Below are 22947 nucleotides of genomic sequence, written 5' to 3'. Positions count from 1 at the left end.
AGCGGAGATTTCACAAATACGTATTCCATTTGGACAAGCCGCTTTACGCAACAGCCCGGTTGCGCTGCTCAACTCGGCGACCGCCCTTCAAATCAACTCTTTACCGCGCCGAGCGTCATGCCCTTCACGAAATAACGCTGCAGGAACGGATACACCATCAGGATCGGCACCGTGACGACGATGGTGATCGCCATCTTGATGGATTCCGGCGATACCGAGGCGATCGCTTGCTGCGCGTTCGGATCCCGGTAGTTGTTGCCCGATTGAGTCGACTGCAGCACCTTCATCAGCTCGTACTGCAATGTCGTATTCTCCGCTTTCATGTTGTTGAACAAATACGTATCGAACCAAGCGTTCCAGTGGCCGACGGCCACGAATAAAGCGATGGTCGCCAGCACAGGCTGACAGAGCGGCAGAATGACCCGCCAGAATATTGTCCAGTCGTTCGCACCGTCGATCTTGGCCGATTCTTGCAAAGCGATCGGCAGATTGTCGATATAGGAGCGCACGACGAACACGTTCCATACGCTCAGAATGGCCGGGATAATGTAGACCTCGAACGTGCCGATCAGTCCCAGATGCCTCATGAGCATGTACCCCGGAATGAGTCCGCCGGAGAAATACATCGTCATCGTGAACAGCACGGACATCCATTTTCTCGCCTGGAAGTCGCGGCGGCTTAACGTGTAAGCCAGCATAGAAGCGGCCAGAACGCCGATGACTGTGCCGACCACCGTCCGGATGACGGAGTTTTTGAAGCCGGTGAGCAAGCCATCGAAAGCAAATATCGTCGCATAGTTGTCGAACGTGAACTCCCGGGGGAAGATCGTGATGCCGCCTCGTACGGTGTCGATGGAATCGTTGAACGAGATGGCAAGCACGTTCAGGAATGGATATAACGTGACGATCGCGGCGATGATCATTACCAGATAGAGGCCGGTGTCGAACAACTTGTCGCCGTATCTGCGCCTCGTAATGCTATTCATGCATAGGCCTCCTTAAATAATCGATTCTTTCGTAACTCGTTTGTAGATGTGGTTCGCCGCGAATACCAGGATGATGCTGACGACGGAGTTGAAGATACCGATTGCCGTGCCGTATGAGTAGCGGCTTAGGTTAATGCCGTAGTTCAGCGCGTACAAATCGAGTACCTCGGAATAGTCGCTGACAAGCGGATTGCCCAGCAGGAACTGCTTCTCGAAGCCGATGCTGATCAGATGCCCGATCGATAGGATGAACAACACCATGAACGTTGTGCGGATACCCGGCAGCGTAATGTGCCACATTTTGCGGAACCGTCCGGCGCCGTCCACCGTCGCCGCTTCGTATTGCTCTTGATCGATGCCCGCCATGGCGGCTAGGAAGATGATCGAGTTCCAGCCCGTTTCCTTCCACGCGTCCGACGCGGTGACAATCGACCAGAACCACTCGCCTTTGGCCAAAAATTGAATCGGCTGGTCAATCAGGTTGAGTGACACCAGCAGCTGGTTGACCGCTCCGCCGTCCGTGGACAACATCTTGGATACGAGACCTGCGACGACGACCCAGGAGACGAAATGCGGCAGGTACGAGATCGTTTGGATGGATCGTTTGAAGAACTGATTTTTGATTTCGTTGATGAACAAGGCAAAAATAATCGGAATCGTGAAGCTCACGATAAGCCCCATGACGCTCATGCCGAGCGTGTTGCGAAGAACGAGATAGAACCGATCGTCCGAGAACAGTTCAACGAAGTTGTCGAATCCGACCCACTTCTGGTTCAAGATCGAGAACCGGGGCTTGTAATTTTGGAACGCCATAAGCCAGCCCCAGATCGGGACGTAGCTGAACACGATAATCCACACGACGAACGGGAGCGACATCAAGTATAAGTACCGGTGCTCGACCATCCGTCCGAGAAACCGCTTACGTTTGGCGGCAGCGGTGACGCGCCCCGCTTCTGCTGACAGGTTTGATTTCATCTGACTTGTTTCCCCCTCTGCTCACGCCATGACTGACCTGCTGTATTTGCTGTCCTAATCGTAACGGATAACCGCCTTCTTCCGACACCCGCCAAATCCGACATAAAATCATGTCAAAAATAGCGCTTCTACCACTAACCATATACCCCTAACTCCTCATCGAAGACATTGGGAGCAGCATACTAGCCGCGCAGCAATCTCACATAAGGAGCAGCACGAATGCTAATTTTTTTGCTCATACGAGAAAACGAATGGGAAAACCTCCAACTAATCTGCAAAGGTGAAGGTAACTCGACCGTTAGCTGGAATAACTCCAGCTAATTACGGGGCTGCGGCTTGATTGAGCGCTCATCCGAGACATTAGAGGGCATTTTTCCAACTAAATCGCATCTGTACGACGGTCGGATCTATTTAGAGGGAGGTTTTCCCATTAAAATCAAACAGGGTTCCCCTTTAGGCGCTGTTGATCAAGGCACATCAGCCGTCAGCCGGCTTGCGACCGTCTGCGAAAAGCGGGCTTAAACGCAAAAAGAGCTTGTCATCCGATACGGATGGCAAGCTCTCTCACGCAAGAACGAGAACGCAGACTTCGTCCCTTGCCGCTTTCATTATCGGGAAAAGGGCAACGCTACTAGATGCCGCTCCCCCCGCTCTTGTACGAGGATGGCGACACGCCCTTATACTTTTTGAACTTGCCGTGGAAATAATCGACGTTCGCGTAACCGACCCGTTCCGCGACTTGATGTACCTTGTGTCCCTCGCGAAGCAGCTTGATCGCCTGCTCGATGCGCACCTTGTCGAGATACGTGTTGAAGCTCTCGCCGGTGTGGCTCTTGAACAGCTTGCCAAGGTACCCGCTGTTGTAATTAAACAGCTCCGCCAGCGTCTCGAGCCTGAGCGGCTCGCTATAGTGGCGCTCGATGAAATCCGTTACGCGCTTCATCGTGACGCTGCCGTCCGCGCCCCCGATCTTCGCCGTCAGCTCGAGCAGCCTCGTCTTCAGCTCATCCATCATCTCGCCGTAATGATGGGCCATATACAGTCTCGTCACCATGTACAAATCCTCCTTCAGCGACAGCTGGGGATGGATTGCGGCCGCTTTGTTAAGCAGAAGGGTAAGCAGCTGCGCCCAGTTGCTCTTCAGCGCCTGCTCGGAGTCGCCGAGCCGAATCAGATCCGCTGCGAACTCGTCCACCTGTTGGAGCACATCGTTGCCGTTGCCGAGATCGACACGGTAGAACAGCAGCTGTGCCATGTCCTCGACGGACAGCGGCTCGCTCTCAGGTCGTTCAGCTCCCGAAGAAGCTTCCGCAGCCGCATCGTAGATGCAGCCTCCGGAGAGCAGAAACCGCCGCTTCAGCCGCGACTTCGCATTCGAGCTGGCCGCAGGCAGCTCTGCTAACGCTTTCAATGGCTGGCTGACGACCGCCGTATACCGAATCCGGCTGCCGCATGCCTCCTCCAGCGCTTCCCGGAACGGCTCCATGCCGCCGCGAAGCTGCGCACCGTTCTTCAGCAGCATGCCGATGTAGGGCTCGGCAGCGAATACCCAGCCGAGCTCGCGTCCTTCGATCAGCTCGGTCAGCTTCTTCTTCGCGACCGTTTTCATCGTCAAGGAATGCTCGCGGCTATATAGCTCGGCAAGCAGCAGCCGGCTGTTGGCAAGAGCCGCGACGGAGCCGAACAGCTCCCGCTGCTCTTTCTCCCCCATGCCGGCTTCCGGCGATTTCCCGTCAACCAGACTTTGCAGGAGCTCCTCGCGAAGCAGGGCAATGTTGCGAACGCCAATCCCCGTACCCGCTTCCTTCTGCATGCCAAGCGATTTGGACGCTCGTTCCACGTAGCTCTCCAGTTCATCCTCATCAATCGGCTTCACGACGTAACCGCCAACGCCGTAAACGATCGCCTGCTTGGCATAATTGAAGTCGGCATACCCGCTTAGAATCAAGATATGGCAGGAATCGTCGGTTTGCCTGATCTGTTCGATCGCCTGCAGCCCGTCCATGACCGGCATCCGCATATCGATCAGGATCAAGTCAGGGCGAAGCTCGCCGTGCTTCTGCACGGCTTCCTTGCCGTTTGCCGCCGTTCCGACGATCTCGAATCCGTGCCGCTCCCAATCGATCAAGGTTTGCAGCCCTTGCCGGATCATCGGTTCATCATCCACGATCATCACTTTATGCATGCCGTATCCCCCCAGTCGGTATATCAAACGTAATAAGCGTTCCCCGGCCGGGTTCGCTTTGGATGTTCAATCCGCAGCCGTCGCCGTATATCATCACCAACCGCTGGTGAACGTTGCGAAGGCCGATTCGATAATCTTCCTCTTCGTCCATATCGTCAAGCGCCCGATTGATCGCTTCCATCCGGCTGGCTTCGATGCCGGAACCGTTATCCTTGATTTCGATGCGAACATGATCGCCGGTTTCGTACGCGCGTACGGATACGAAGCCGCCTTGCTCGACATGGTCCAGCCCGTGCACGACAGCGTTCTCGACAATCGGCTGGATGACGAGCGGCGGAACCTCGACCGACGCACATCCTTCATCCACGTCAAGAAGAAAGGAAAGTCTGTCGCCTCCGTAACGGAATTTCTGGATTTCCAAATAACAGCGCACGACCTCGACTTCGTCGCGAAGCGCGATTTTGCGATTGCCTACCTCCAAGTTTTGGCGAATCATCTTGCCGAGCATCCGGACAACGACGGAAATCTCCTTCTGGCCGTTCAAATGGGCTTTCATCCGAATCGATTCCAAAGCATTGAACAGGAAATGCGGATTGATTTGGCTGGCCATCATCTTCAGCTTGATCTCCCTCTGACGAAGCAGCAGCTGGGCCTTCTGGCTCTCCGAGTCGGCGACGTCGTCCATTAGACCGCGTATGCTGACGACCATGTTGTTGAACTGTCTGGACAACATTCCGATTTCGTCGTTGCCGCTGACCGAAGAGATGACGTTCAGATCGCCCATTGCCACCTTGTTCAGGTCCTTGTGCAGGACGAGCATCCGCTTCGAGATCAGCGTTGACGTCATATAAATAAGCACCCATGCCACCGCTAAGCTGACCATCATGATCGCGAGCCCGAGCAGGCTGATCCGGTTCGCTCCGCCGACGATGCTGTCCACGGCGAATACCGATACGATCCGCAGCCCGTTGCGGCTGGAGGACGGGACCAGCTTCTCGATGACGACGCGGGAAGGTTTGCCCCCGTAGTGGAATTCGTACGTGCCCTCGGACTTGCCGGCGAGCTCGGTCGCGAACGTCAGGTCGTTCACGTTTTTCCCGACGAGCTCGCCGTCCTTCGCCGCCACGATGTAGCCGTTATCCTCGATGATCATCGTATCGAACGCTTCTTGCCGCATCATGCTGCCGAGCACGGTAGGGTCGATCGTAATGACGAGCACCCCGCTCGTGCGGTATAAGGGGAAGTTCACCTTGCGGACGAGACTTAGAAACTTTTCGTTTCCTTTGGTCTCGTCTTCGACGTACAACCAGCGGATGCCGTCTTCGTCCATCGCATGCTTGAACCACGGCTCCCTGGACTTCTCCGGCGTCACCCTAAGAAATTCCCAGTTATCGAGCATCGTGGGGTTCGTATAATAAAAACGCACGTTGTGAATTTCGTTGTACAGCTTGACGGAATCCCGGAAATCCCGGTATTCACGGTATGCGGCCACGACGGAGTAGGTCGTCGGATATTGCGTGTTGACCACGTTCATCAGCCTCGTGTCGCTCAGCAGGTTGTCCGAAATTTCCAGCGGCATACGAATGATGTCCGCCGTCTGGGACTTAACCCTGTCCACGTTGCTTCCGACTTGCTGAGTCGCCTGATCGAGCACGTTTTGCCGGAAAGCGGAAGTCAGGAACACGCCAACGATAAGGACCGGCACGAAGACGACGAGAATGAACGAAACAATCAATTTATTTTTGATCCGAATGTCGTTCGTACGGTTCGCGAGCTGCTTGAAGAAGTTGTTGAACATGGTCGTCCGTCTCCTTGCCGTAACCTCGGCTAATGATCCATTCATTTTAGCATACCCGGCGTCCGGCTGCTCCTGCCCGTTAGACAAGCAGGAACTGGCTTAGCTTCACGTCCCCGGTCAGATGGATGTATAGACTGCCTCCCGCTTCGCCTAACACGAGACCGCTTGCGAGCGGAATCCGAACATCCATCCACGTCCCGGAGCCGTCTGCGGCCAGGTCGCTGCTTCCAATCGTTGTCCCGCCTTGCGCGGCGTCCGTCAACAAGATCGTTCCGCCTCCGCGTCCAACGAGCGCGCGTCCAAGGAATGTCGCGATTTCGCCGCCGCTAACAATACGAGAATCGACACCATGGAACCCTATCCAGCCGGAGCCGTCCTCCTTCGCCATGACGCAGGTGCCGCCTTCCTTGCACTCATCCAGGATGATCCCCTCGTAATCGTCATAATTGGCCGCTCGGGTCGCGCGTGTCAGATCCCTCAGAGGAATGCTCTCCCCGCCTCGAAGTTCCGTCGCCGCCGTGACGCGGATATCCGAAGAAGAAGCCCCAATCATGAACACATATTCGCCTTGCTCCAGGCAGAAGCGTTCCCTCGTCACGTCCCACATCGCCAGCTCCTCCGCCGGCAATACGAATTCAATCCGCTCGCTTGACCTTGCCGCGATCGAGAGCCGGCGGAAGCCGACCAGCTTCTTGAGCGGACGCCGCGCGCGAGAACCTTCCACGCGCACATAAAGCTGCACGACTTCGTCCGCGTCGAAGGCCGAACCGTTGCTCACCGTCACCATGGCGCGCACTTGTCCGCCCGAAACGGCGCCATCGGTTGCCGCCTCCGTCTCATCGACGACGGCCAGCCCTCCATACGCAAACTCCGCGTACGATAAGCCGTGTCCGAACGGATACAGCGGCTCGTCTTCCAGATACAGATACGTCCGCTTGCTTTTCATAATGTCGTAATCCATGATGTCCGTCAGCTGCTCCGCCGACCGGTACCACGTCATGTTCAACCGCCCGGCGGGCGAATAGTCGCCGAATAGCACATCGCTCAGCGCGTGACCGAGCTCTTGGCCTGCATGGGACGAGTACAGAATGGCCGGAATCCACTCCGCCAGCTCGCCTAGCGCGAACGGATAACTGCCGACGATGACGACGACCGTGCGGGGATTCGCATCCAGAACGGCGCGAATCAAAGCCTGCTGCGAGGAAGGCAGCTCAAGGCCTTGGCGATCGATCTCTTCTTTGCCGTTGATGAGCGGGTTATTGCCGACGACCACCACGGCCGTATCCGCCGCTTTGGCCGCCGCGACGGCTTCCGCCAGACCATCCCGCAGCACTTGCTTGCGGATCGGATAAGCGGCATCCGCTTCTTGTTCATCGATCGTCAGCGCGCCTTCTCCTTCCGGCACGCGCACCTGCTTGCCATTCCAGGTTCGAAGCGCATAACCCCGCGTTTCCTCTCCCGCCAGCCCGACGATCTCCTTCACGAACCACCCGAACGCTTCTTCCGCGCTCGCCGCGAGATGGGTATCGTCCGCGCTCGACAGCAGCTTGCCGTTCGCCAAGCTGCGCAGCGTCAGGCTGCCCCAGCCCCAATCGGTCAACTCGAAGGCGTCCGGCGCGGCGTCCTCCGCTCCCGCCAGCAACCGGCTGCCGTCCCCTGCTTCCAAAACGAGCGGGCGCCCGCCTGCCGTTCGCAGCGCAACCGTGTCGTTCCCACTGCAAAACGTAACGCGCGCCTCGCCTAGCGCCGCCTTCGCGCCGTCCAGCGGCGTCACCTTATAGGGCAGCGTTCCCGAATACCAATCCCGGTAGACGACGTCACCGAGCGGTCCGATGATCGCGACATCGCCTGCGGACGACTTACCTAGCGGCAGCAGCCCAGCGTCGTTCTTCAGCAGCACCATCGCTTCTTTTGCCGCCCGGCGCGACAGCTCCGCGTGCTCCGGCGCGCACAGCTTCGACTCCGGCGTATTCGCGTACGGATTTCCTTCCTCCGGATCGAATTCGCCGAGCCTGAACCGGACGCCGAACGTATTGCGAAGTGCCTCGTCGAGGTCGGATTCGGCAAGCAAACCTTCCGCAAGCGCCTCCCGGATCGCTGCGCAGCTCTTCTCCTTGTCGTCCGTAATGCTGTCGATGCCGGCTTTGATCGAATGGGCAACCGCATCCTTGTAAGTCTCGTAATAACGATGATCGTTCACGATGCCGAGCAAGTCGCCCGCGTCGCTGACGATGAACCCGTCCATGCCCCATTCCTCTTTGACGACCCGCTTCACGTCCTCGTGCAGAATGGTCGGCGTGCCGTTGACGGCATTGTAGGACGTCATCATCGACTTCGCTCCGCCCTTCACGAACGCCGGCTTGAACGCGGCCTGGTAATATTCCTTCATGTTGCGCGGATCGATGCTGGCCGAGCAGCTGCCCCGATTAATTTCGTTATTGTTCCCGATAAAATGTTTCAGCGTCGCCACCGCTTTGAGATAACGCGGATGGTCGCCTTGAAGCCCCTGCGCGAGCTCGGCGGTCAGCTCGCCCGTCAGAACGGGGTCTTCGCCGTACGCCTCCTCCGTTCTTCCCCAGCGAGGATCGCGCTCCATGTCGACCGTCGGCGCCCACAACGTAAGCCCGTTGATTTCCGGATTGCGCTGGTAATAAACGCGTGCTTCGTCCCCGATTGCCGAACCTATTGTCCTCATCAGCTCCGGATTCCACGTGCAGCCAAGGCCGATCGGCTGAGGGAACGTCGTCGCCTCCCCCAGCCACGCCATGCCGTGGGCGGCCTCCGTCCCGTGTTTGTAGGCGCGTACGCCAAGCCTCTCAATGGCCGGCTGGTATTGCACCATGGATTCGATTTTCTCGTCAAGCGTAAGACGCGACACCAAGTCGGCAGCCCGTTCGCCCACGGAAAGCTCCATGTTCAGGTATGGATAAATCGTCGATTTCGTCACTATCGAACCCCTCTTTTCTTCCTTTGAATGTCCAAAATACAGCCCTTTGCGGTCGTCAGCGGCTCACGGTGATCACGCAATTCGCCGCCTTCTCCGCGAACCTCGTATTCGTCCTCCAGGTTCAGCTTTAGCTTCAGGGTGGAGCCGTATAGAGACCGGATGGACGCCGATTGCAGCAGCCCTTCCCTCCACGTCATCCCGATGACGAAACCTCCCCTGGCGACCAGGCCGGTCACCTTGCCTTCCTTCCAAGCGGACGGAAGCGCAGGCAGCATACGAACCGTTCCGCCATGGCTCTGCACGAGCATCTCGGCGATGCCGACCGTTCCGCCGAAGTTGCCGTCGATCTGGAAGGGCGGATGGTTGTCAAGCAAGTTCGGCAGCGTGGAACGGGACAGCAGCGTGTTCACGTAACGATGCGCTTCATCCCCTTCCCCAAGCCGCGCGTACAAATTAACGAGCCAAGCGCAGCTCCACCCCGTATGTCCGCCGCCGCTGCGGATTCTTTGGGCTAACGACGATCCCGCAGCGGCGGCGAGTTCGGGACTTACGTCGATCGTAATGGAATCGCCCGGGTACAAGCCATATAGATGCGAGACATGGCGATGTCCCGGTTCATGTTCGGGGAACGGCCGTCCCCATTCCGCAAGCGTCCCTTCCGGCGTAAGCGCCGGCTCAGGCAACCGCTCGAGCGCATCGCGGATACGGGCGATCAGCTCGCCGTCCGCAAAACCTTCGCCGCCGAGAATATCCGCCGCCTCCCGCATGTGGCAGAACAGCTCGCGAATAAGCGCCATATCCATGGCCGATGATTCCGCGACGCTCGCGGCATTCCCGTTCGCGGTCACGAACTTGTTCTCCGGCGAGGTCGATGGGCTGGTCCCAAGCCTCCCGTCCGGCATCACCTGCAGCCAATCGAGGCAAAACATAGCCGCCCCGCGCATAATCGGATAGGCCTCCCGGGCAAGATAGCCAACATCAGGATGATGCAGAAAGCGTTCCCAACAATGGCGAGCGAGCCATGCGCCCCCGAGCGGCCAGAACGCCCAACTCGGATGGCCGCCGGACGGACTAGTCATCCGCCATAGATCGATGTTGTGATGAGCCGTCCACCCCCGGCAGCCGTAATGGATGGCCGCCGTCCGCGAGCCGGTGTCACTAACCTCTTGCACCAGACGCAGCATCGGCTCATGGCATTCGCTCAGATTGCATGGTTCCGCAGGCCAATAGTTCATTTGCGCATTTATGTTTGTCGTATAATTGCTGTTCCAGGGCGGCTGGACATGTTCGTTCCATATCCCCTGCAAATTCGCGGGCTGCGTCCCCGGTCTGGAGCTCGAGATGAGCAAGTACCGTCCGTAGTGGAAGTAGAGCGCTTCAAGTCCCCGGTCTCCGCTTCCATTCCGGTAGGCAGCCAGCCGCTCATCGGTCGGCAAAGCCGAGATCTCCGCTCCGGAATCCGCATCGTGCGCATCGCCTAAACGCAATGTCATCCGCCCGAACAACGAAACATAATCGGCGAAATGCCGATTCTTAAGCGTTTCGTACGAAAGACGGCCCGCCTTCTCATGGCAGTTAGCATTGCTCGCGATCAATTCCTCCAAGCTTTGCCCCGGCTGCTCGCCATAACCTCGAAAGCTGCTCGCGACGCTGAGGCGCAGCTCGACGAAGGTGGCGCCTTCAACGCTAAGGCGCCCCTCGGCATCGCGCGACGCCGTTCCGTCCGTCCGAACGTCCAGCCTCGCTTGGAAGCGGATGCCGCGATAATGTTCGTACTGGACGGCCATCGGATGATCACCATGATAATTATCCGCCACGTGGACGGGACATCTCCCGTTTAGCTGAAGCATGCCCGGAAGACTAACCGACTGCTCCGACGGATGAGGGCAATCGAAGGCGATCGCAAGCGCAACGACCCCATTCTTCGTTGCCGAATAACGGCTGACGAGCAGGTTGTCCGGCGCGCTGATCCAAGTCTCGTGCGAATAGGTTACGCCGCCGGCTTGGAACCGGACGGTCATTACCGCCGCATCGAGATCAAGCTCCCGCAGGTAGCCGCTCGCGTCCATTTCGCCCGAGATCCCGGCTGGAAACCGCTGTTCGATAAGCAAATCCCCCAGAGGCTGGTACGCCTGCGAATTGACGCCGAGCATCTTGCTCTCGATCAGCTTCTCGGCTTCCTCGTACCGCTCTTCCGCCAGCAGCTCGCGAGCCCGCTTCAAATGCCTTAGCGCCTCGTAGTTGTTCGTATCCCTCGGAAAACCCGACCATAACGTATCCTCGTTTAATTGTAGCCTCTCTTCTCCGATGCCCCCGAAGACCATCGCTCCTAATCGGCCATTGCCAAGCGGCAGCGCTTCGTTCCATGAAACCGCCGGCTTCCGATACCAGATCGCCATCGGCCGTGTCTCGCCGCTTACGCCAGCCTTCCGGCTGCGGCCCGCGCCGTCATCCCCCAAGCGCACCATTTTGTTCATCCCCTTTTGGCGATTCGTTTATCCTGTCTATCCGCGCGTGATTTCCTTATCTCCAAGCGATAAGTCTTCTTCATTCTCCATCATACCGAATGCCCGCGAGCCGGAGTACCCAAGCGATTTCACAAAAAATCATATGGAAATTAGACATTCTCGGGCCGACCGCGCCGACACGGGCCTTCCGCGTATCTAACGGACCGCGAAGCCGCTATTTGCTCGAAAAACAGCCGATTCGAAAAATAACGGACCCAGTCGCCGTTATTTGCGCGTTTTGACTGGATTGTTCCTCTCCAGCCGGCGAATAACGTCACTCAGGTCCGTTACAATTAATAGTCAACTATAAATCCCGAAATAGCGGCTGTGGAGTCCGTTACCGCATGCCGCTCGCTTGCAAGGCGTCCTTCTACAGCGTGATGACGAACGTTGTCCCGCCGCTTCCCGCAGGCACCGACACCAGTCCGCCCGATGTGTTGACGTCCGCGCCCGCTACGTTCAAGCGGCTCTTGTGGCCTGCTATCTCGAACGTAAACGGTTTGCCCGCCGACGATTCCGCTTGGACCGCGATCTCACTGCCGCGACGCGTAGCTACCGCTCTTAGCGTGACGGCGCCCTTCAGATCGTGGACGACGGCTTCAGCAGACTTTCCGTCCTCAAGCGCGTACAGCGACAGCTTCACTCCGTCGGCGTAATCGTAGTCCGGCCGCCGGTCGTCGGCTCCGATCGCCAGAAGCGTATTAGGCCTCACGTAAAGCGGCAAGCTCATGAAATCATGTGTTTCCTTCCGCCACGAGCCGCCTTCCGTCGTTTCGCCCGTAAGGAAGTTCGTCCAGGTACCCTGCGGCAAATAATACGTCACCTTGCCGTCTTCGCTGAAGATCGGCGCGACGAGCATGCTGTCGCCAAGCATGTACTGTCGATCCAGCATCTCGCAGGTTGGGTCCTCCGGGAATTCGAGCACCATCGCTCGCATCGAAGGAACGCCTTGCTCCGTCGCCTGAACGGCGGTGCGGAACAGGTACGGCATCAGCGTGCATTTCAGCTTGGTGAAGAAACGCGTCACATCCACCGCTTCCGTATCGTACGCCCATGGCACGCGGTACGACTTGCTGCCGTGCAGCCGGCTATGGCTGGAGAGCAGTCCGAACGCCAGCCAACGCTTGAACACATGCGTCGGAGCCGTGTTCTCGAAGCCGCCGATGTCGTGGCTCCAGAAGCCGAAGCCCGATAAACCAAGCGACAATCCGCCGCGCAAGCTCTCCGCCATCGATTCGTAATCCGCGTAACAATCCCCGCCCCAGTGAACCGGGAACTTCTGTCCGCCAGCCGTCGCCGATCTGGCGAACAACGCCGCCTCGCCTCGGCCAAGCTTCTCTTCAAGGACGTCGAACACCACTTGGTTATAGAGGTATGTGTAATAATTGTGCATTTTGTACGGATCGGAGCCATCGTAATAAACTACGTCCGTCGGGATGCGCTCGCCGAAGTCGGTCTTGAAGCTGTCGACGCCCATATCGACCAGCTGGCGCAGATACGACGCGTACCACTCGCAGGCCGCCGGGTTCGTGAAATCGACCAGCGCCATGCCCGGCTGCCATAGATCCCATTGCCAGACATCGCCGGTCGGGCGTTTCACGAGATAACCGTTCTTCATGCCTTCCTCGAACAGCCTGGAGCGCTGGGCAATGTACGGATTGATCCACACGCAGATCTTGAGCCCCTTCTCCTTTAGCCGCTTCAGCATGCCGACCGGATCCGGGAATACTCGCTCGTCCCACTGGAAGTCCGTCCAATGGAATTCCCTCATCCAAAAGCAGTCGAAGTGGAAGACGTGCAGCGGCAAATCCCGCTCCGCCATGCCGTCGACGAACGACATGACCGTCGCTTCGTCATAGTCGGTCGTGAACGACGTCGTCAGCCACAGGCCGAACGACCAGGCGGGCGGCAACGCGGGCTTGCCCGTCAGATCTGTATACCGGCCGAGCACGTCCTTCATGCTAGGTCCGTCTACGATATAATAGCTCAGCGATTCGCCTTCGACGCTGAATTGTACCTTTTTCACCTTCTCCGATGCGATCTCCAGCGAGACGAGCTCCGGATGGTTGATGAAAACGCCGTAACCTTTGTTCGTCAGGTAGAACGGAATGTTTTTGTACGATTGCTCGGAGCTTGTGCCTCCGTCCTTGTTCCAAAGGTCAACCGTCTGCCCGTTGCGGACGAACGGCGTGAACCGCTCTCCGAGTCCGTACACCCACTCCCCAACGCCGAGGTCGAGCTCCTCGCGCATATACGCTTTGCCGTCGCCGCTCGACGTAATGTACGCCATCGACTTCTGCGCGCTGCCCGTCAACCGTTCGCCGTTCCGGTAGAAGTCGACGCGCCACTCGCCGCCCTTGCGGATGTGGACGCTAAGGTTGCCGGTCGTAAGCATCGCTTCCGCTTCATTCTCTTCGATGACGGCATGGCCGCCTTCGCCCGCGAGCTCGAATGCGGGTCCGCGTTCCACGACGCCGGCATGGTGAATGAGCTTCACACCGATGACGCCTTCGATCGGCGAATGGAATTGCACCGTCAGCAGCATCGTATCCAGCATGTTCGATCGCGATACAATCGGCCGCGGCGACGCGTAGGCCGTCAATCTCCCCGCCGATTGCTCGAAATCATGGGCCTGAACGGCGCCAAGCACTCCAAATCCTTCGCGAATCAACCAATTACCGTCTGTAAATTTCATTAATATACACCAACCTTTATTTTAAAATGTTTGCGGCATTGCTATCGTATATACTTGCAGTATACTGATAAGTAAGCGGTTCAACTAACAGAATCATGCTCGTTTGTAGCACAATTCTGATACTTTTGAGAAAATCGTGTATGGATGGAGGCGCATGGCCGAATGGAACGCGCGGAAAAACAATCGCTGAAGGAAAACCGCCTTCACGGAACCGACCGCTTCCCTCTCGCCGCGTATTGGATCGGGCCGATCGCGCCGGGCGAGCCCGTGCTGGAATGCCATTGGCATTCGGAGGCGGAGCTGTTCTGCGTGCTGGAGGGCGAGGTGCTATTCCAGGTCGGCGCGGACTACTTCCCGGTAAGGGAGGGCGAAGCCGTCTTCATCGACGGAGGCGACATTCACGCGGGACATGCCTTGGGCGGGTCCGGCTGCTCGTATTGCGCGATCGTATTCGACCCGGAGCTACTCGCCAGCGCGAGCTTCGATGCCGTTCAGGAGAAATACGTCGCCCCGCTTCTAGACAAGTCGCGAACCTTTCCGCGCCTGCTGAAGCCGAGAACGGATTGGGGAGACGATTCCGTTCGTTATTTGCGAAGCCTGATCGACGTTTGCGCCAAGGAGCAAGGCGGCTATGAAGCGGCCGCCAAGGGATTGCTCTACCTGATGCTGCATGTATATGCCGCGAACGGGCAGCTTTGCAACCGAAGCGATCGCGACGGCAGGTCCCCCATGCAATTCAAGATCGAGCGGCTGAAATCCGTCATCTCGTATATGCACGACCACTATCGGCGTCCGCTTCGAATCTCGGAGCTGGCGGAGCAAATTCCGATGAGCGAAGGCCAGTTCAGCCGTTTCTTCAAAAGCATGACCCATCAGACGCCCGTCGAATACCTGAACGGCTACCGGATCAAAAAGGCCGCCGAGCTGCTTCTGCAGCCCGACGCCAAGATCGCGAGCGTCGCCATGGACGTCGGCTTCGACCATATCAGCTACTTCGTGAAGGTGTTCCGGGCGAGAATGAAATGCACGCCTTCGGAATACCGCAAGGCGAATGGCAAAATAAGCTCGGCTACTACAATGGAATGAGGGATTGGGATGAAACAAAACAAATACGACGACGCGGATTTTTTTACTGCGTACGGCCGGATGGAGAGATCGATCAAAGGACTGGAGGGTGCCGGGGAATGGCATATCCTGAAGACGCTGCTCCCGGAGCTTCGGGACAAAAGCGTCCTGGATCTAGGCTGCGGCTACGGCTGGCATTGCCTGTACGCCCATGGTCAGGGAGCGCGGGACGTGACAGGCGTCGATATTTCGGCGAACATGCTGGCTAAGGCGGAGCAGCTTGCCGACGGAACGGGCATACGGTACATTCGTCAGCCGATCGAAGACATCGCGTTCGAACGCGAGACATTCGACGTCGTCATCAGCTCTCTCGCCTTTCATTATATCGAGGATTTCCATGCGATTTGCAGCAAGGTATACGAGGTTTTGAAGCCTGGCGGTTCGTTCGTGTTCTCGGTCGAGCACCCCATCTTCACCTCCCGTGAAGAGCAGGATTGGTTCGCCGACGAGGAAGGCAACCGGCTGCATTGGCCGGTCGACGACTATCAGTCGGAAGGGCGCCGCGTCACGTCGTTCCTCGCAGACAACGTCGTCAAATACCACCGCACGGTCTCGACCTATATGAACGCCGTAATCGGCGCGGGCTTCGCGATTCGAGCAGTCAACGAACCCGTGCCGGCAGATCGCGTGCTGGAACAGCCGGGCATGCGGGACGAGCTGCGGCGGCCGATGTTTCTGATCGTATCGGCAGAGAAGCCCTCCTCCGTCTGATGGGGTACGTTGCGCCGCGTTTGGGCGTGATGTATACGATTTTTCGTACACATTTGGCACGTTGCACCCCAGTTGGGCGTCATGTGTACGATTTTTTGTACACATTCGGCACGTTGCGCACCAGTTTGGCGTTGTGAGTACGATTTTTCGTACACATTCGGCCCGTTGCACCTCGATTGGGGGTTTGGAGTACGATTTTTCGTACACATTCGGCCCGTCGCACCCCGGTTTGGCGTAATGTATACGATTTTTCGTACACATTCGGCACATGGCACCCCAGTTGGGCGTTGTGAGTACGATTTTTCGTACACATTCGGCACGTTGCGCCCCGGTTGGGCGTTGTGAGTACGATTTTTCGTACACATTCGGCACATTGCAGCCCGGATGGGCGTTGTGAGTACGATTTTTCGTACACATTCGGCCCGTTACGCCCCGGTTGGACGTAATGTATACGATTTTTCGTACACATTCGGCACATGGCACCCCAGTTGGGCGTTGTGAGTACGATCACTCAATTTCTTCTAGTGAGAATGGTTGAAAACAGCAAAAACCCGTCTCGGCCATAGAGCCGCAGACGGGTTTTTGACATAATGTTACACCATCACTTTGCAAATATCGTTCGTGAACTCGACCGGATCCTGAATCGGCAGCCCTTCGATGAGAAGAGCTTGATTGTAAAGCAGCTGCGTATACAGGTTAAACTTCTCCTTGTCCGAACCATAAGCGTTCTTGAGCGACTGGAACACGTCGTGACCCACGTTGATTTCCAGCACCTTGTCCGCTTTTACGTCGCCGCTGTCCGGCATCGCCTTCAGGATCTTCTCCATCTCGATCGAGAGCTCGCCTTCCGCGGATAAGCAGACCGGATGGCTTCTCAGACGTTTCGACGCCTTGACCGCCTTCACCTTGCCGCCCAGCAGTTCAAGCATGCCGTCGAACAGCTCCTTATTGCCGCTCTCTTCCGAATCGGCAGGTTTGTCCTTCTCGTCCGCTTCGAAACCGAGATCGCCGCTGGAGATCGATTTGAACTCCTTCTCCTTGTAATTCATGATCATCTTGATCGCGAATTCGTCGATGTCGTCCGTCAGATACAAAATTTCATAGCCCTTCTCAAGCACAACCTCGATTTGCGGCAGCTTCTCGATGCGCGCGATCGACTCGCCCGCGGCGTAATAGATGTACTTCTGATCTTCAGGCATACGGGATACGTATTCGTCCAGGCTGACCAGCTTGTTCTCCTTGGAGGAGTGGAACAACAGCAGATCCTGCAGGTCGGCTTTATTCATTCCGTAGTCGTTGTACACGCCGAACTTCAGCTGGCGGCCGAACGATTTGTAGAACTTCTCGTAGCTTTCGCGGTCGTCCTTCTGCATGCTTTGGAGCAGGCCTTTGATTTTGTTCTTGATGTTCTTGGCGATCAGCTTGAGCTGGCGGTCGTGCTGGAGCAGCTCCCTGGAGATGTTCAGCGACAAGTCCTCGGAGTCGACCATACCCTTCACGAAGCTGAAGTAGTCCGGCACAAGATCCGCGCATTTGTCCATGATCAGCACGCCGTTGGAATACAGCTCCAGACCTTTGGCGTACTCTTTGGTATAGTAATCGAACGGCGCGTTCTCCGGGACGTACAGGATCGCGTTGTACACGACGGCGCCGTCCGCGCTAATGTGGACATGCTTCAGCGGCTTGTCGAAGCCGTACCGTTTCTCCGCGTAAAATGCCGCGTAATCCTCGTCCGTCAGCTCGTTTTTGTTGCGGCGCCAGATCGGCACCATGCTGTTGACCGTCTGCTCTTCCACGATTTCTTCGAGCTCGTCCTCGCTGCCTTCCATCGGACGCTGGCTTTTCATATCCATCTTGATCGGATAACGGATGAAGTCGGAATACTTCTTGATGATCGCCCTTAAGCGATATTGCTCCAGAAACTCGTCGTACTGCTCGTCCTCGGTGTTTTCCTTGATCTTCAGCACGATCTCCGTGCCCACGGATTCCTTCTCTGCCGGCGTGATCGTGTATCCTTCCGCGCCTTCGGACACCCATTGGTACGCTTGCTCGCTACCGAGCGCTCTTGTTGTTACCTTCACTTCGTCCGCCACCATAAACGCGGAATAAAAACCTACGCCGAACTGGCCGATAATGTTATGGCCTTCCTTCGCTTCGTTCTGTTGTTTGAACGCAAGCGAACCGCTCTTCGCGATGACGCCGAGGTTGTTCTCGAGCTCCTCCTGCGTCATGCCTATGCCGGTATCCGTTAGCGTCAGCGTGCGCGCCGCCTTATCCGCCGTCACTTTGATGTAATAATCTTCTTTATTGAAAACCAGACTGTCATCCGTCAACGCTTTGTAATAAATTTTGTCGATGGCATCGCTTGCGTTGGAGATCAGCTCCCGAAGGAAAATTTCCTTCTGCGTATAGATCGAGTTAATCATCATCTCCAGCAGACGTTTGGATTCCGCTTGGAATTGTTTCATAGCCATGAATATGCTCTCCTCTCAAATGTGGAACTGGGTCCGTCATCGGCCTATCCGACGCATCTCATTAGCACTCATCATATACGAGTGCTAATCCCTCTTTTTATATACCATAACCTTAATTTTGGTGTCAACTCCAAGCCGGCGTAAATGGATAGAATGTTCTACTCTCTTTCAGCCAGCGCCTGCCTGGAACTGCTTCCTTGCCCACTCGATATAGGAAGGATGAGTCTGCAGCAACTGTTCGTGCTTGCCGATTCCCGTTACTCTGCCATGCTCAAGCACGATAATCCGGTCAGCCTCCACAACCGTGGATAAACGATGCGCGATCACGATCGTTGTGCGGTCGTTCATCAGATGATTCAGCGCCTTCTGCACCTCATGCTCGGAATCGCTGTCCAGACTTGCTGTCGCTTCATCCAGAATGAGCAGATCGGGCTGTCTGAGCAATGCTCTCGCAATCGCGATTCTTTGTCGTTGTCCGCCTGACAATTGAATTCCCCGTTCTCCGACTTCGGTATCATAGCCTTTCGGCAAGGTTTTAATAAATTCATGCGCGTAAGCCTGCTTGCTGGCTTCGATCATGTCTTCCTCCTTCACGTCCGTTCCGCAAGCATAAATCATATTCTCCCGGATTGTTCCGGACATCAGCGTACTATCTTGCGAGACATATCCGATCTTGTTTCTCCACGAGTCCAGATCGAACGAGCGAATGGCATCGTCACCGTACGCAATCATGCCCCCGGTTGGGACGTAGAATCTTTCGATCAAGGAGAACACGGTCGTCTTCCCGCTTCCGCTCGGCCCGACCAGGGCCGTTATTTGATTGGCGGGCACCGTAAACGTGACGCCTCGCAGCACAGGCTCATTGTCCAAATAAGCGAACGATACGTCGCGGAAATTCAAATCACGCTGCTCTCCCGGAGCAGGGACGCCCGCGTCATCCGATTCGGATTGATATTCAAGGATCAGCCGCAAACGCTCCGTCACCCCCATTACCTTCTGCAATTGGGAGTAGAACGTCGCGAATTGGCTGAAGGGGAACATTATTTGGAACAGAAGCAGAATAAACGACACAAGCTCCCCTGCGCTGAGCGCGCCCGAGGAAACTCTAACGCCGCCATACCCGATAATGACAACAAGCAGCGCAACCATCACCATCGACATGAGAGGACCGAGCACCGCGTTTATTTTGGCCTCTTTCATTCCAAATCGGAACAAATTGTCCATCTTCTCATACCCGCCGCTTTGTTCCTTGCTTTCTGCGTTGGATGCTTTCACCAGTCTGATCTCGCTAATGACCTGCGTCAGCAAAGAAGCAAGATTCGCAAGCTGTTCGTACATGCTGATCGAAATTTTGTACATCTTCCCTCCGATCGGCATCAAGATGCCAAATCCAAGCGGCACCGCGAGCAAAATAACCAAGGTCATTTGCCAGTCGATAAAGAACAAGATGGCGACGGCGCCTAATACCGTTAGCACATTCGAGAAAAACGTAATCAAATGATCGGTAATCAACGTCTTGATTTCATTCGTGTCGTTGGTCACTCTGCTCATCGTATCCGCCGACCGATACTGATCGAAGAACGGAACGGGCAGCGACAGAACTTTGTCCCAAAGCCGCTTGCGCAGCTTATTGACCATCCGGTTGCCTACGAATGCAAGCATATAATACGATATTCCGCCGGTTATGGCCTCCAAGACGAATATGCCCGCCAATGCTGCAATAGAGGTGACGTTCAACTTATCTACCGAGAAATTGTCGATCAAATCGCCTGTTATGAGAGGCACAATCAGCCCTATTAAGGAAGAAATGATGCTTAAAGCTATGGCCGCGCCAAGCACAAGCTTCGGAATGCCTGTTTCTCGAAGCAGCTTGATGAAGTAGGCTACAGTCGTCCTTTGAATCTTACCTTTTCCGTCTTCCTGTTTGTTCATGTCCAATTCGATGACCCCTCCGAATATTAAGTTTATTGCAAACATTTTCCTCCCTGTACAATCATTATAGTACATTCATGCAAATGGAAAGGTTTCAAGCATTATAGCTAGAAAATTTGCTTTATCCATACAAATTAACCGTCAAGTACCTTTAAACTTTGGTTTTAATGTTTTCGAACCCTTCATAGTCAAAAAAAAGCCGTCCCGGAAAAACATTCTCCGCAGACGGCTTTCTCGTATTCCTATTAGTGCGAGTTCAAAAAGTCCGGTTTTCAGCACATGAGCGTATGCTTACGATGCTGCGTTTTTTTCAAAAACGCTGTAGAAGATTGGATGAAGCTAGAAAATGAGGAGCGGAGCGTGATAGCTACGTGAGCACATCACCGGATGTTTCGGCAAACTCGGGCCCCGCGAAAGTAATCGGAATTGGCATCGAAGCTTCCCTTCACTTTCGTGGGCATCAGGAAATATTCGATGTCGAATACGCTGCCTGGTATACTTCGTGATCAAAAGTGGACTTTTTGAACATCCTTTTTAAGCCTCTTCGCTACCCGAAGGTTTGATTCCCCGTTCCTCGAATACCCGCATCGCCACGAACAAACCGCTGATCGATTTGGGGAAGCCGGCATACGGCAAACAGTTCATAATCGCTTCTATGATTTCATCCGGCGTAAGTCCGGCGTTCAGTCCGGCATGAATGTGGAAGTCGAGCTGCGCGTCGGAGCCCGAAGCAATCAGCGCAGAGATCGCGACGAGCGCCCGCTGCTTAAAGTCTAGACCCGGTCTTGAATAAATCGTGCCATACGGGAACGAAACAATCATATCCGCGAAATCGGGGCTGAACTTCCTTACCTTGTCCACGGTTACTTGCAGGACATCCGGGCCGACCATCTTGCTTAACATCTCGATGCCTTTGTCGTATGCGTTCGAATTCATTGCTTTCCTCCCGTTTCTGTTGCAATCAAGCCATCGTCAGCAGCCGTGTCAGAATCGGCGGAATTTCTTGCGGGTCGACCATCACTTCGATGACGGTAGGGCCGCTAGACGTTAAAGCCGCTTGGACTGCTTCTTGAATATCCCTTGGATGGTGGCAGCGATACGCGGATGCGCCCATGGACATCGCAAATCCGCTGACATCGAGCGGATGCTCGTAGACGGCTCCCACCGAACGGCCGGTATTGTATGACATGCCTTTGTCTACCATGTCCAACCGTCCGTTATTCAGGACGAAGAAGATAACGGGAACGCCGTGATTGACCGCCGTCGAAATTTCAGTACCTTGCATCAGAATGCAGCCATCTCCTGTAATGCAAACCACAGGCCTGTCCGGGCATGCGATCTTCGCGCCGATCGAATAGCCGATGGCCGCTCCCATGGCGATGAACACTTCATCGAAATAGAACGTTCCGACTTGCGGCATCTCCAGATGCTGCACGGCATAGAAGGAATGGCTTCCCGCATCGCCGAACATAAGCGCGTCTTCGGGCAGGGAAGCGCGCAGCGCGCGGAACGATTCGCCTGCCTGCATGATCTTCCCATGGTACCTGTCCGCATCATACTGCGGCAGCGGACGCAGCTTATATTCGTTCGGACGCCCTTCGGCGCCGGCCGCTTCGATCACTTGCCGAAGGTTGGACTTCAGATCGCCAAGCACGATCTCCGTATATACATCCACCGACTTGCCCGCGAACGTCAAATCGTATTCGAATTGCAGCATCTGCTTCGGCTTCATCTCATCCGTAAAGCCCGACAGCTGCATGTCGCAAAGCTTGCTGCCGATCACGATCATCAGATCGATGCCTGACACCATATAGTCCATCGCGACCGGCGAACCGCCAAGCCCATACCCGCCGTGGCACAGCGGATGAGTGGAAGGAAAGGCGCTCTTGCCCCCCGGAGCCGTTACGACGGGGATGCGCCAATGTTCGGCGATCATCCGGATCTCCTCGAACGCTTCCGCCATAATGGCGCCTTTGCCCAGGAATAACACGGGACGGTTCGCTTGGTTCAGCATCGTTACCGCTCTGTCCACGCTCCGCGCTACGACCGGCGAAGCGTATTCCGGAAGCGGCACCCGGAATTCCTCGATCTCTTCCATCAGCACGTCGAACGGGATGCATAAGTGGACAGGACCTTTCTCTCCGTAATAGGCACGCTCGATGGCATGTTTCAAGTAAAGCGGAAGCAGATCGCCTCGCTCGACGCGGGCGCTGAACAGCGTGACCGGCTCGAACATCTTCACCAGATCCATTCCGAATTGGCTGGAATCTTGGCTAAGCGCTTTGCCCGTATCCTGCATGGAAGGCTGGCCCGTAATGAATAGGACGGGAAGCCCGAATTCTTTCGCTTGTCCCGCAGCCGTTATCATATTCGTGCCTCCGGGACCGGATGTCGCGATGGCTACGCCTACCGTTCCGCTGCCCAGCGCATAACCGGACGCTTCGAAGCCGCAGCCCGTCTCGTGGCGTCCAAGCACGTACTTGATTTCCTGGCTCTCGAGCTCCAGCATCAGCGGCGAAATCGACTTGCCGGGAATGCCGAAAACATGTTTGACTCCCCAGCGTTTGAAGTGCTCTACGATAATCGAATATAGCTTTTTTTTCATTTTGTCT

At 56.0% G+C, this 22947-nt stretch carries 13 protein-coding genes; 2 read left to right on the top strand and 11 right to left on the bottom strand.

Going from position 1 to position 22947, the window contains the following annotated elements:
- Positions 1 to 92: 92 nt before the first annotated feature.
- The 7 genes from RB620_RS24960 to yicI form a co-directional block, all read right to left on the bottom strand.
- On the bottom strand, positions 93 to 986 hold the full coding sequence (locus RB620_RS24960) for a carbohydrate ABC transporter permease (RefSeq protein WP_308099145.1): 894 nt from the start codon (positions 984 to 986) through the stop codon (positions 93 to 95).
- A 12-nt stretch (positions 987 to 998) separates the two neighbouring features.
- A complete protein-coding gene (locus RB620_RS24955; RefSeq protein ID WP_308099197.1) occupies positions 999 to 1889 on the bottom strand; it encodes an ABC transporter permease in 891 nt (296 codons plus the stop codon).
- A 703-nt stretch (positions 1890 to 2592) separates the two neighbouring features.
- On the bottom strand, positions 2593 to 4146 hold the full coding sequence (locus tag RB620_RS24950; protein WP_308099143.1) for a response regulator transcription factor: 1554 nt from the start codon (positions 4144 to 4146) through the stop codon (positions 2593 to 2595).
- A complete protein-coding gene (locus RB620_RS24945) occupies positions 4139 to 5944 on the bottom strand; it encodes a sensor histidine kinase (RefSeq protein WP_308099141.1) in 1806 nt (601 codons plus the stop codon). The genes RB620_RS24950 and RB620_RS24945 overlap by 8 nt, the downstream gene beginning before the upstream one ends.
- 79 nt (positions 5945 to 6023) lie before the next feature.
- Positions 6024 to 8891: a glycoside hydrolase family 3 C-terminal domain-containing protein gene (locus RB620_RS24940; protein WP_308099139.1), complete on the bottom strand. Its 2868-nt coding sequence runs from the start codon at positions 8889 to 8891 to the stop codon at positions 6024 to 6026.
- Positions 8891 to 11359 carry a glycoside hydrolase family 95 protein gene (locus tag RB620_RS24935; protein WP_308099137.1) on the bottom strand — a complete coding sequence of 823 codons (2469 nt, stop codon included), beginning with the start codon at positions 11357 to 11359 and terminating at the stop codon, positions 8891 to 8893. Before RB620_RS24935 ends, RB620_RS24940 begins: the two co-directional genes overlap by 1 nt.
- A gap of 409 nt (positions 11360 to 11768) precedes the next feature.
- Complete coding sequence (yicI, locus tag RB620_RS24930) at positions 11769 to 14093, bottom strand: alpha-xylosidase (RefSeq protein ID WP_308099135.1); 2325 nt, start codon at positions 14091 to 14093, stop codon at positions 11769 to 11771.
- 162 nt (positions 14094 to 14255) lie between these two features.
- On the opposite strand from yicI, the gene RB620_RS24925 reads away from it, so the two are divergent.
- Entirely contained in the window at positions 14256 to 15179 is a 924-nt protein-coding gene (locus tag RB620_RS24925) for an AraC family transcriptional regulator (RefSeq protein WP_308099133.1), read from the top strand.
- Between the two features lie 9 nt (positions 15180 to 15188).
- The gene (locus RB620_RS24920) at positions 15189 to 15929 is read left to right on the top strand and encodes a class I SAM-dependent methyltransferase (RefSeq protein ID WP_308099131.1); all 741 of its coding nucleotides are present in this window, start codon (positions 15189 to 15191) and stop codon (positions 15927 to 15929) included.
- Between the two features lie 593 nt (positions 15930 to 16522).
- Here RB620_RS24920 and htpG read toward each other — a convergent pair.
- The 4 genes from htpG to RB620_RS24900 all read right to left on the bottom strand — a co-directional run bounded on the left by htpG (position 16523) and on the right by RB620_RS24900 (position 22940).
- Entirely contained in the window at positions 16523 to 18403 is a 1881-nt protein-coding gene (gene htpG / locus RB620_RS24915) for a molecular chaperone HtpG (protein WP_308099129.1), read from the bottom strand.
- Between the two features lie 168 nt (positions 18404 to 18571).
- Positions 18572 to 20335, bottom strand: a complete 1764-nt coding sequence (locus RB620_RS24910; RefSeq protein WP_308099195.1) for an ABC transporter ATP-binding protein — start codon at positions 20333 to 20335, stop codon at positions 18572 to 18574.
- A gap of 534 nt (positions 20336 to 20869) precedes the next feature.
- Positions 20870 to 21271 carry a carboxymuconolactone decarboxylase family protein gene (locus RB620_RS24905; protein WP_308099128.1) on the bottom strand — a complete coding sequence of 134 codons (402 nt, stop codon included), beginning with the start codon at positions 21269 to 21271 and terminating at the stop codon, positions 20870 to 20872.
- Between the two features lie 25 nt (positions 21272 to 21296).
- Complete coding sequence (locus RB620_RS24900) at positions 21297 to 22940, bottom strand: thiamine pyrophosphate-binding protein (protein WP_308099126.1); 1644 nt, start codon at positions 22938 to 22940, stop codon at positions 21297 to 21299.
- Positions 22941 to 22947 lie beyond the last annotated feature (7 nt).

Origin of the sequence: Paenibacillus sp. LHD-117 (assembly GCF_030929555.1) — a bacterium.
Classification (GTDB): Bacteria; Bacillota; Bacilli; order Paenibacillales; family Paenibacillaceae; genus Pristimantibacillus.
This window is presented reverse-complemented; position numbering and strand designations above follow the sequence as displayed.